The 10,250-nt window shown below is 70.8% G+C and carries 10 protein-coding genes; 5 read left to right on the top strand and 5 right to left on the bottom strand.

All coding sequences use genetic code 11. The features are described from left to right. Nucleotides 1-120: 120 nt before the first annotated feature. Nucleotides 121-978, bottom strand: coding sequence for a 3-hydroxybutyryl-CoA dehydrogenase (locus tag ACIPSA_RS21420; RefSeq protein WP_402637292.1), 858 nt, complete (start codon nucleotides 976-978; stop codon nucleotides 121-123). Between the two features lie 170 nt (nucleotides 979-1,148). Here ACIPSA_RS21420 and ACIPSA_RS21415 point away from each other — a divergent pair, with 170 nt between their 5' ends. After that, nucleotides 1,149-2,372, top strand: a complete 1,224-nt coding sequence (locus ACIPSA_RS21415; RefSeq protein ID WP_402637290.1) for a glycoside hydrolase family 10 protein — start codon at nucleotides 1,149-1,151, stop codon at nucleotides 2,370-2,372. Here ACIPSA_RS21415 and ACIPSA_RS21410 read toward each other — a convergent pair whose 3' ends face one another. Then, entirely contained in the window at nucleotides 2,373-2,567 is a 195-nt protein-coding gene (locus ACIPSA_RS21410) for a DUF1918 domain-containing protein (protein WP_402637288.1), read from the bottom strand. Nucleotides 2,568-2,587: 20 nt separating this feature from the next. Beyond that, entirely contained in the window at nucleotides 2,588-3,505 is a 918-nt protein-coding gene (locus ACIPSA_RS21405) for a DMT family transporter (RefSeq protein WP_402637286.1), read from the bottom strand. On the opposite strand from ACIPSA_RS21405, the gene ACIPSA_RS21400 reads away from it, so the two are divergent. The 3 genes from ACIPSA_RS21400 (at nucleotide 3,504) to ACIPSA_RS21390 (ending at nucleotide 6,375) form a co-directional block, all read left to right on the top strand. After that, a complete protein-coding gene (locus tag ACIPSA_RS21400; RefSeq protein WP_402637284.1) occupies nucleotides 3,504-4,949 on the top strand; it encodes a PLP-dependent aminotransferase family protein in 1,446 nt (481 codons plus the stop codon). The genes ACIPSA_RS21405 and ACIPSA_RS21400 overlap by 2 nt on opposite strands. Before the next feature lie 232 nt (nucleotides 4,950-5,181). Then, nucleotides 5,182-5,637, top strand: a complete 456-nt coding sequence (locus tag ACIPSA_RS21395) for a GNAT family N-acetyltransferase (RefSeq protein WP_402637282.1) — start codon at nucleotides 5,182-5,184, stop codon at nucleotides 5,635-5,637. Between the two features lie 141 nt (nucleotides 5,638-5,778). Then, nucleotides 5,779-6,375 carry a histidine phosphatase family protein gene (locus ACIPSA_RS21390; protein WP_402637280.1) on the top strand — a complete coding sequence of 199 codons (597 nt, stop codon included), beginning with the start codon at nucleotides 5,779-5,781 and terminating at the stop codon, nucleotides 6,373-6,375. Here ACIPSA_RS21390 and ACIPSA_RS21385 read toward each other — a convergent pair. Then, nucleotides 6,357-6,800 (bottom strand): DUF6314 family protein, encoded by a 444-nt coding sequence (locus ACIPSA_RS21385; RefSeq protein WP_402637278.1) that lies wholly within the window; start codon nucleotides 6,798-6,800, stop codon nucleotides 6,357-6,359. The genes ACIPSA_RS21390 and ACIPSA_RS21385 overlap by 19 nt on opposite strands. Before the next feature lie 150 nt (nucleotides 6,801-6,950). On the opposite strand from ACIPSA_RS21385, the gene ACIPSA_RS21380 reads away from it, so the two are divergent. Further along, nucleotides 6,951-9,434 (top strand): alpha-L-arabinofuranosidase C-terminal domain-containing protein, encoded by a 2,484-nt coding sequence (locus tag ACIPSA_RS21380; RefSeq protein WP_402637276.1) that lies wholly within the window; start codon nucleotides 6,951-6,953, stop codon nucleotides 9,432-9,434. Here ACIPSA_RS21380 and ACIPSA_RS21375 read toward each other — a convergent pair. Next, nucleotides 9,421-9,861, bottom strand: a complete 441-nt coding sequence (locus tag ACIPSA_RS21375; RefSeq protein WP_402637274.1) for a carboxymuconolactone decarboxylase family protein — start codon at nucleotides 9,859-9,861, stop codon at nucleotides 9,421-9,423. The two genes, ACIPSA_RS21380 and ACIPSA_RS21375, sit on opposite strands and share 14 nt — an antisense overlap. Between the last annotated feature and the right edge of the window lie 389 nt (nucleotides 9,862-10,250).

Below are 10,250 nucleotides of genomic sequence, written 5' to 3'. Positions count from 1 at the left end.
CGCTCACGGTCTCGTCATGCGTTGGCGCCGCGGGAGTCATCCGACGGCAGCGCCGCCGTGGGTGCTGGTCCGGGTGAATTCGCCCTTGAACAGCGCCACTTGGCGGCGTCGCCGTACTGGCTAGTACGAGTAGAAGCCCGAGCCGGTCTTCCGGCCGAGCCGGCCCGCCTCGACCATGCGCTGGAGCAGCGGGGGAGCGGCGTACAGCGGCTCCTTGTACTCCTCGTACATCGAGTTGGCGATCGAGACGATGGTGTCCAGGCCGATCAGGTCGGACAACCTCAGCGGGCCCATCGGGTGGGCGCAGCCCATCTCCATGCCGTTGTCGATGTCCTCGCGGCCCGCGATGCCCGACTCGAACATGCGGATGGCGGACAGCAGGTAGGGCACGAGCAGCGCGTTGACCACGAAGCCGGAGCGGTCCTGGGCGCGGATGGCGTGCTTGCCGAGCACCTTCTCGGCGAAGAGCTGGGCCCGGCTGAGCGTGCCCTCTGAGGTGGTGAGCGCCGGGATCAGCTCGACGAGCTTCTGCACCGGGGCCGGGTTGAAGAAGTGGATGCCGACGACATGGTCCGGGCGCGAGGTGGCGACCGCCAGCTTCACCAGCGGGATGGAGGAGGTGTTGGAGGCCAGGATCGCGTCCGGCCTCGTCACCACCTGGTCGAGCACCTGGAAGATCTCCGTCTTCACCTGCTCGTTCTCCACGACGGCCTCGACGACCAGGTCGCGGTCCGCGAACTCGCCGAGGTCGGTGGTGAAGCTCAGCCGCGCCAGCGTCGCGTCCCGCTCCTCCTCGGTGATCTTGCCGCGCTCGGCGGCCTTGGCCAAGGAGGTGAACAGCCGGGTGCGGCCGAACTCCAGGGCCTCGCCGGTGGTCTCGGCGACCTTCACGTCCAGTCCCGCGCGGGCGCAGACCTCGGCGATGCCCGCGCCCATCTGGCCGCAGCCCACGACTCCGACGCGCTCGATGTCGGTCACATCGTTCCCTTCGCTGGTGTTCTCCGGCTCAGGCAGGACCTCCGGGTTCGGCGCCTGCTCCGATCGTGCACGTTACTCCCAAGTATCGATGATCGATCGCCCGGGTGGAGGCATCCTAGGGCGCGGGACGATCCGTGACGAAGTGGATCCGCAGCGTAAGGGGGGTCCGGATGGGGAAAGTGTCGCGCAGGGCGTTCACGCTGGCGGCGCTGTCCACGCTGGCTGTGGCACAGGGTTCCGCGGCGGCACCGCCCGAACCGCAGGCGGTCACCGAGATGCGGGGCATGTGGCTGGCGACCGTCAGGAACCGCGACTGGCCCTCGCGGCCGGGCCTGTCCGCGGCCGAGCAGCGCGGCGAGCTGATCGCCCATCTCGACCGGGCGGTCCGCGACCGGCTGAACACGGTGATCTTCCAGGTGCGGCCCACGGCGGACGCGTTGTGGCCCTCGGCCTACGAGCCATGGTCCGAGTACCTCACCGGCACCCAGGGCAGGGCCCCGGGCTGGGACCCGCTGGGCACCGCCGTGACGGAGGCCCACGCCCGGGGCCTCCAACTGCACGCCTGGTTCAACCCGTACCGGATCGCCCACCACACCGACCCGGACAAGCTCGTCGCCTCCCACCCGGCCCGCAAGCACCCCCACTGGGCGGTGCCGTACGGCGGAAAGCTCTACTACAACCCGGGCCTGCCCGCGGTCCGCGCCTTCGTCCAGGACGCGATGCTCGACGCCGTGTCGAAGTACCCGGTCGACGCCGTCCACTTCGACGACTACTTCTACCCGTATCCGGTGGCCGGCCAGAGCTTCGACGACGACGCCGCGTACGACACCTACGGCGGCGACTTCGTGAACCGTGCGGCCTGGCGCCGTGACAACATCGACAAGCTGGTACGGGAGACCGCCGCGCGGATCGAGCGGATCCGGCCCGGCACCCAGTTCGGGGTCAGCCCGTTCGGGGTGTGGCGCAACGCCACGAACGACGCACGGGGCTCCGCCACCCGGGCGGGCGTGCAGACGTACGACGACCTGTTCGCGGACACCCGCCGGTGGGTCCGCGAACACTGGGTGGACTACATCGCCCCGCAGATCTACTGGCACATCGGCTTCGCCGGGGCCGACTACGCCGAGCTGGTGCCCTGGTGGGCGGAGGTGGCCAAGGGGACGAAGACGAAGCTGTACGTGGGTGAGGCCCTGTACAAGGCGGGTGCCGCGGGCGAGCCTCCGGCCTGGCAGGATCCGGCCGAGCTGTCCCGACACCTCACCCTTGCCGCCGCCCACCCTCAGGTGCGCGGGCACGTCTTCTTCTCCGCCCGGGAAGTGACGAAGGACCCGGCCGGAGCGATGGCACGGGTGATCGCCGACCACTACCGGCAGCCGGCGAGTCCACCACGCTGATCACTTCTCCTTGTCCAGGTGGCGCACCTCGCAGTCGGGACCGGGGGACATGACGGCCTCGTGCCCGTCCGGGAAGCGGACGCGGTAGGGCGGATGGCCCTCCGTGCCCATCACTTCGACGACTTCGCTCACCTGGTCGTGCTGACCGACCACCCTGCCGTGCTGGACAAGGCGGTCGCCCACGGTTGCGCGCATCTGTGGGCCTCCTCATGAACTCACGAACTCGATCGTTGCGTGACGGCGATGCACACGAGCACAGCTGCGGCAGTCAGCGGAGCGGCCGCCGTGAGGTGCTCGCCCAGCAGCAGCACCGACCACACCAGTGTGAGCAGCGGCTGGGCCAACTGCAACTGGCTGGCCTTCGGAATGCCGATGGCCGCCATGCCGCGGTACCAGACGACGAGACCGAGGAACTGCGAGCCGACCGCCACCCAGAGCAGTCCCGCCACGCCGTGCGCGGTCAGCCGCACGGGTTCGTACGACAGCGCCAGCGCGGCCGCCGGCACGCTGAGCGGCAGACACAGCACCAGTGCCCAGCCGATGACCTGCCAGCCCGGCATGACCCGGGCCAGCCGGCCGCCCTCGGTGTAGCCGGCCGCGCACACCAGCAGCGCCCCGAACAGATAGCCGTCGGCGGCCGTGAGCGCGCCGCCGCTCTGCTGCACGGTGAAGGCGAGCACCGCGGCCGCGCCGGCCAGCGCCGCCGTCCAGAAAGTGCGGGAGGGCCGGACGCCCGTGCGCAGGGTGGAGAAGAGCGCCGTGGTCAGCGGCAGCAGGCCCACCACGACGGCGGCGTGCGAGGTGGTGGAGGTCTGCAGGGCGAGGGTGGTCAGCAGCGGGAAACCGAACACCACTCCGGCGGCGACCACGGCCAGACCCGCCCAGTGCCGGCGGTCGGGCAGCGGCACTTTCAGGGCGAGCAGACAGCAGCCCGCGATCACCGCCGCGAGGACGCCGCGCACGGCCACCAGCGACCAGGGCCCGAAGCCCTCCAGGCCCCACGCGGTGGCCGGGAAGGTGAGGGAGAAGGCGGTGACGCCGAGGGCGGCCTGGAGCGTGCCCAGGCCGGGGCGCTCCCGGTGGGTGGTGACCGCTATCGCAGTCGGCGCAGTAGCGCTACTCTGTGCTCTCATGCAAGAGAGTAGCAGTGTCGTCGAACTGGCGAACCGACTGCGACAGGAGCTTGACCGCTACTCGCCCGGTGGAAAGCTCCCGTCGAGTCGCGCCCTCGTCGAGCGGTTCCGGGTGAGCCCGGTGACCGTCTCGCGCGCCTTGGCGCAGCTGGCGGCCGAGGGCCTGGTGGTCACCCGCCCCGGCGCCGGAGCGTTCCGCGCGCGGCCGCATGCCACGCCCGCCCCTGCCGGGGACACCTCCTGGCAGGAGGTCGCGCTCAGCGCCGACGGCGCCGCCGAGCTCGTACCGCGCACCGTGGACGCCTCGGGGGTGACGGTCTCGCTCGCCGCCCCGCCGCCCGGTGTGCTGGAGCTCAGCGGCGGCTATCTGCATCCCTCGCTCCAGCCCGAACGGGCCATGGCCGCGGCCCTGGCCCGGGCCGGGCGGCGCCCCGGCGCCTGGGGGCGGCCGCCCATGGAGGGGCTGCCCGAGCTGCGGGAGTGGTTCGCGCGGAGCATCGGCGGCTCCGTCGGCGCGGCCGAGGTGCTGATCGCCGCGGGTGGCCAGTCCGCGCTGGCCACCGCCCTGCGCGCGCTCGCCCCGCCGGGCGCCCCGGTGCTCGTCGAGTCACCCACCTACCCGGGCATGCTGGCGATCGCCCGCGCGGCCGGACTGCGCCCCGTGCCCGTGCCGGTCGACCCCGACGGGGTGAGGCCGGAGCTGCTCGCCGACGCGTTCCGGGCGACCGGCGCCCGGGTGTTCGTCTGCCAGCCCCTGTTCCAGAACCCGACCGGCGCCGTGCTCGCCCCCGGCCGGCGCGCAGAGGTGCTGCGCATCGCCCGCGCCGCGGGCGCCTTCGTGATCGAGGACGACTTCGTACGACGGCTGGTGCACGCGGACGCGGGCCCGCTGCCGCGTCCGCTGGCGGCCGAGGACCCCGAGAACGCCGACGGTGTCGTCGTCCACGTCGGCTCGCTGACGAAGGCGACCTCGCCCAGTTTCCGGGTGAGCGCCCTGGCGGCTCGCGGTCCCGTGCTGGAAAGGCTCAGGGCCATCCAGGTCGTCGACAGCTTCTTCGTCCCCCGCCCGCTCCAGGAGGCCGCACTCGAACTCGTCGGCTCATCCGCCTGGCCGCGCCATCTGCGCACCGTCTCCGCCGAGTTGAAGACCCGTCGCGACGTCATGACCGGCGCGCTCCGCCTTCACCTCCCCGAACTCGCCCTGCCGCACGTCCCGTCCGGCGGCTACCACCTCTGGCTCCGCCTCCCCGACGGTGCCGACGACTCCGCCCTGACCGCGGCCGCCCTGCGTGCGGGCGTCGCGATCACCCCCGGCCGCCCGTACTTCAGCGCCGAACCCCCCGCCGCACACGTCCGGTTGAGCTTCGCGGCGGTCGCCGGGACGGGCGAGATCACGGAGGGCGTACGACGACTGCGGGCGGCCTGCGACGAGGTGCTCCGGTAGGGCCTGTCCGGCGGATCAGGTCGCAGGAAAGCAACGGCGCCTCATCAACTCAGGTGAGCGGGGCCATGGAGGTCCCCCTGCTCGAAGAGCTTGGGGGAGGACGTGTCGGGCCCCGCGTCTGCGGCATGATCCGCCGGACAGGCCTGGGACCAGCCCTCCGGCGTCCGGCGACACCCGCGCCCCGCGGTGAATTCGATCGCCCTCGCTCCGGCCGGCCTGGGAGGATCCCGGCATGAGCGATGCACCCGACCTGCCCGAGGGCTATGAGTTCTCCGCCGACACCGATCGCGTCGACGTCGACCGCGTCCACCACTGGCTGTCGACCGACGCGTACTGGGCGATCGGGCGCCCCCGCGAGAAGCACGAGCACGCGATGGCGTCCTCGCTCAACTTCGGGGTGTACGAGACGGCCTCGGGGGAGCAGGTGGCGTACGCGCGCGTGGTGACCGACCGGGCACTGTTCGCCTGGCTCGCCGATGTGTACGTCGACCCGTCGGTGCGCGGGAAGGGGGTCGGCACGGCGCTGGTCGGGGGAGTGCGCGAACACCTGCGGCCGTACGGGGTGCGGCGCGTCCTGCTCGCGACCCACGACGCGCACGGGGTCTACGAGAAGCTCGGCTTCGCGCCGCTGGAACGGCCGGACCAGTGGATGGCGCTCTACTTCGAGACGCCCGAAGAGTCGAGTTGACCACGAATTGATGACGAATTGACGCGGCTTTCGTCCGACTTGTCCGACAGGTCCTGACCTCCCGGTAAGGATTTGCAAACCTCCAGTAACTCCCACGCAACGCCCCTTGACCTGTGTTCCGGCGAGGCACACCATCTCCGCATGCAACTTCGGGTCACGTTCGTCGCCGCCGCGCGCAGCTCCCCGCTGCTCGCGGAGCGCTTCGATGACGTCCGGCCGCTGGACCAGGCGGGCTGGGACGAGGTGCAGCGTGCCGCGGGGGAGCTGCTGCCACTGGCCGGGGCCGACCTGCGCTACTGTTCGCCGACGCCGCGCAGTCGTGCCACCGGCGACGCCCTGGGCTACGCCCCGCTCGTGCAGCTCGCCCTGCGGGACTGCGACATGGGCCGCTGGCGCGGGTTCACGCTCGGCGAGGCGATGGCCCGCGAGCCGCAGTCGGTGGACGCCTGGCTCGCCGACCCGCGCTCCGCACCGCACGGCGGCGAGTCCCTGCTGGCGTTCATCACCCGTGTCGGCGGCTGGCTCGACACCCGCCCCGGCGACGACGGCGGCCGCATCGTCGCCGTGGCCGAGCCCTCGGTGATCCGCGCCGCCCTCGTGTACGTCCTGAAGGCGCCGCCCTCGACGTACTGGAACATCGACGTCCGCCCCCTGTCGACGACCACCGTCACGGGCTGGGCGGGCCGCTGGAACCTCCGCCTCGACGGGGCGTCGTCGGCTCAGCGCGCGCGGGCGTAGTCGGTGGTCAGCACGAGGTCCTTCGCGGGGCCGCCGACCCGCCATACCGTCCGCCAGTGGTCCTCGTCCCGGACGGTGAACTCGCCCCGGTAGAGGTCCGCGGAGCAGGGGTGGTCGGCGACGTGGTGCCCGGAGGTCAGGTCCAGGTCGTGGAAGGGCCGCCCGTCCGCGAAGCGGATGTCCGCGGTGCCCGGTGAACCGCCCGGCAGGAAGCGCAGGGTCCGCGCGGCGGGACGGGTCACGCCCTGCCAGGTGAACGTGCCGGACTCCTCGTGCAGCAGCCCGCCTCCGGTCAGCGGACCGAAGGCGGTGACGCCTTCGAAACGGCCCTCTTCGCCACTCGCCAGATCCCGCACGGTGCGCTCCACGCGCCAGCGCCCGGCGAGATGGGCCAGCACGTCCGGCACGGGCCAGAAGTCGCCCATCGTCATCCCTTCCTCGCCGTCGACCTTACGTCCCCGCGCACAGGTCCCATTGACGTGCCCACACCCCTTCCCTATCTTGCCGTTCGAAGTGCTGACCGCTGTCTGATATTTCGAACCAGTTCGAACTACTTCGAGAGCCGCGGAGTATCCATGTCACGCTCCACCCGCACCCGCTGGAGACTTGCCCTCGGGGCAAGCGCTTTCCTCCTCGCCGCGACCGTGCTCCCCGCCCCCGCCCATGCCGAGGACGTCACCGACTACGCCATCACCGTCGACCCCGGCACCCCGGGCGCCAGGATCGGCAGGACGATGTACGGCGTCTTCTTCGAGGACATCAACCGGGCCGCCGACGGGGGCCTGTACGCCGAGCTCGTGCAGAACCGGTCCTTCGAGTACTCCACCGCCGACAGCAAGTCGTACACCCCGCTGACGGCCTGGACGGTCGGCGGCACGGCCCGGGTCGTCGACGACTCCGGCCGCCTCGACGACCGTAACCGCGACTACCTCTCCCTGGACGCGGGCTCGTCCGTCACGAACTCCGGCTACAACACCGGCATCGCCGTGGCGCAGGGCGCGAAGTACGACTTCTCGGTCTGGGCCCGGGCCGAGACCGGCACCGCCCTCGCCGTCACCCTCCAGGACGCCGAGGGCGCGCTGGCGAGCGCCCGGCAGGTGGCCGTGAAGGGCGGCTGGGCCCAGTACCGGGCCACCTTCACCGCGACCCGCACCAGCACCGCCGGCCGCCTCACCGTGGCCTCCTCCGGCGCCGCGGCCCTCGACATGGTGTCCCTGTTCCCCCGGGACACCTACAAGCACGAGCCGAACGGCCTGCGCAAGGACCTCGCCGAGAGGGTCGCCGCCCTCCACCCGGGCTTCGTGCGCTTCCCCGGCGGCTGCCTGGTCAACACCGGCTCCATGCAGGACTACAGCGAGGCCTCCGGCTGGCAGCGCAAGCGCTCGTACCAGTGGAAGGACACCGTCGGCCCGGTCGAGCGGCGCGCCACAAACGCCAACTTCTGGGGATACAACCAGAGTTACGGCCTCGGCTACTACGAGTACTTCCGGTTCGCCGAGGACATCGGCGCCATGCCCCTGCCCGTCGTCCCCGCTCTGGTCACCGGCTGCGGCCAGAACAAGGCCGTCGACGACGACGCGCTGCTCAAGCGGCACATCCAGGACACCCTCGACCTCATCCAGTTCGCCAACGGTCCGGTCACCTCGGCCTGGGGCAGGAAGCGTGCGGAGATGGGCCACCCGAAGCCCTTCCACCTCACCCACATCGAGGTCGGCAACGAGGAGAACCTCCCCAACGAGTTCTTCGCCCGCTTCAAGCAGTTCCGCGCCGCGATCCAGGCCGAGTACCCGTACATGACGGTCATCTCCAACTCCGGCCCTGACGACGCCGGTTCCACCTTCGACACGGCCTGGCAGCTCAACCGGGACGCCAAGGTCGACATGGTCGACGAGCACTACTACAACAGCCCGCAGTGGTTCCTGCAGAACAACGACCGTTACGACTCCTACGACCGCGGCGGCCCGAAGGTCTTCCTCGGCGAGTACGCCTCCTGGGGCAACGCGTTCAAGAACGGCCTCGCCGAGGCCGCCTACATGACCGGTCTGGAACGCAACGCCGACGTCGTCGAACTCGCCTCCTACGCCCCGCTGTTCGCGAACGAGGACTACGTGCAGTGGAGCCCGGACATGGTGTGGTTCAACAATCACGCCTCCTGGGGCTCGGCCAACTACGAGGTCCAGAAGCTGTTCATGAACAACGTGGGCGACCGCGTGGTGCCCTCGACCGCCACCGGCACACCCTCCCTCCAGGCTCCCATCGCCGGCGCCGTCGGCCTGTCCACCTGGAACACCAGCGCCGCCTACGACGACGTGAAGGTCAACTCGGCGGACGGGACGGGCCTGCTCGACGACGACTTCTCCGGTGACGCCTCGAAGTGGACCCACACCGGCAGCGGCAGCTGGTCCGTCCAGGACGGGCAGTACGTCCAGAGCTCCGACACCGCCGAGAACACCATGGTCTCGGCCGGTGACACCTCCTGGCACGACTACGACCTGCGGGTGAAGGCCACCAAGAAGTCCGGCAAGGAAGGCTTCCTCGTCGCCTTCGGTGTCAAGGACACCGGAAACTACTACTGGTGGAACCTGGGCGGCTGGAACAACACCACCAGCGCCGTCGAGCAGGCCGTGGACGGCGGCAAGTCGACGCTGATCTCCAAGCCCGGGACCATCGAGACCGGCCGTACCTACGACGTCGACATCAAGGTGCGGGGCCGCCGGGTGAGCCTCTACCTCGACGGCGAGGAGTGGGGCAGCTTCACCGACGACAAGCCGGCCGAGCCGTTCCGCCAGGTCGTCACCGCGGACAAGAGGACCGGTGACCTGATCGTCAAGGTGGTCAACGCCCAGGCGTCGGCGGCCCGTACGGCGATCGACCTGGGCGGTGCGAAGGTCGCCCCGAAGGCCCGGGTGACCACGCTCGCCGCCGCACCCGACGCGGTGAACACCGAGACGACCAACCCGGTCGCTCCCGTGCGTTCCACCTTCGAGGGAGTCGCGGACAGGTTCACCTACACCTTCCCGGCGAACTCCGTCACCTTCCTGCGGATCAGGAAGAGGTAGCCGCGGAGTCGTCCGCGGGCTGCTGTCCCACCGGCAGCAGCCCGCGCTCGGCGAAGACCTTCTTGGCCACGAACGTGGCGTTCAGGGCCTTGGGGAAGCCGCAGTACCCGGCGGAGTGCAGCAACGCCTCGACGATCTGCTCGGGCGTCAGGCCCACGTTGAGGGCCGCGTTGATGTGGACGTCCAGCTGGGGCTCGCAGCCGCCGAGGGCGGTGAGCATGCCGAGTGTCACCAACTGGCGGTCGCGCGGGGCGAGTCCGGGGCGTGCGTAGATCTCGCCGAACCCCCAGGCGACGACCTGGTGGCCCAGCTCGGGATTTATGTCGGCGAGCGAGTCGACGACCCGCTGCCCGGCCTCGCCGTCGACGGCCCGCAGGACCTCCAGGCCGTGGGCGAAACGCTCTTCACGCGTGGTGCTCTCGCTCATGTCGGGTCATCCGTTCCCGGCCGCCTCTCGTCGAGCGGCCGTTCGTGGGGTGCTGGTGCCGTCCGGCGCGGCGCGGTGCTCGCGGAGACCGTAGGACCTGGAGCGCGCTCCAGGTCAAGCCGGTCGCCGCGGCCGAATTCATTCACCCCTGAATCGCACGCGGGACAATTCCTGTTCGCCTGGCGTTCACCGGACTTTTCTTCGGGCCCGCAGCCCTATTCGGAATACCCCTCGCCGATTTCCGTACACGACACAACCATTCGGAATCACGGCCCGTCTAAGACGGCGAATCGATAATGCACGGGGAGTGACACCCCCGGACGAGACGCCATGCGTCCCACTTCCTCTGGGGGCCTGCAAAGAATGGAACGCACGACTCTGCCCACCGC

The organism is Streptomyces sp. NPDC086549, from assembly GCF_044746205.1.
GTDB lineage: Bacteria > Actinomycetota > Actinomycetes > Streptomycetales > Streptomycetaceae > Streptomyces.
Note: the sequence above shows the minus strand (reverse complement) of the source record. Positions and strands in the feature narration are given on the sequence as shown.

Excerpts from the sequence above, each read along its gene's own strand:
- ACIPSA_RS21415 (WP_402637290.1), top strand. The coding sequence starts at position 1,149 with ATGGGGAAAGTGTCGCGCAGGGCGTTCACGCTGGCGGCGCTGTCCACG.
- ACIPSA_RS21410 (WP_402637288.1), bottom strand. The coding sequence starts at position 2,567 with ATGCGCGCAACCGTGGGCGACCGCCTTGTCCAGCACGGCAGGGTGGTC.
- ACIPSA_RS21400 (WP_402637284.1), top strand. The coding sequence starts at position 3,504 with ATGCAAGAGAGTAGCAGTGTCGTCGAACTGGCGAACCGACTGCGACAG.
- ACIPSA_RS21405 (WP_402637286.1), bottom strand. The coding sequence starts at position 3,505 with ATGAGAGCACAGAGTAGCGCTACTGCGCCGACTGCGATAGCGGTCACC.
- ACIPSA_RS21395 (WP_402637282.1), top strand. The coding sequence starts at position 5,182 with ATGAGCGATGCACCCGACCTGCCCGAGGGCTATGAGTTCTCCGCCGAC.
- ACIPSA_RS21390 (WP_402637280.1), top strand. The coding sequence starts at position 5,779 with ATGCAACTTCGGGTCACGTTCGTCGCCGCCGCGCGCAGCTCCCCGCTG.
- ACIPSA_RS21385 (WP_402637278.1), bottom strand. The coding sequence starts at position 6,800 with ATGGGCGACTTCTGGCCCGTGCCGGACGTGCTGGCCCATCTCGCCGGG.
- ACIPSA_RS21380 (WP_402637276.1), top strand. The coding sequence starts at position 6,951 with ATGTCACGCTCCACCCGCACCCGCTGGAGACTTGCCCTCGGGGCAAGC.
- ACIPSA_RS21375 (WP_402637274.1), bottom strand. The coding sequence starts at position 9,861 with ATGAGCGAGAGCACCACGCGTGAAGAGCGTTTCGCCCACGGCCTGGAG.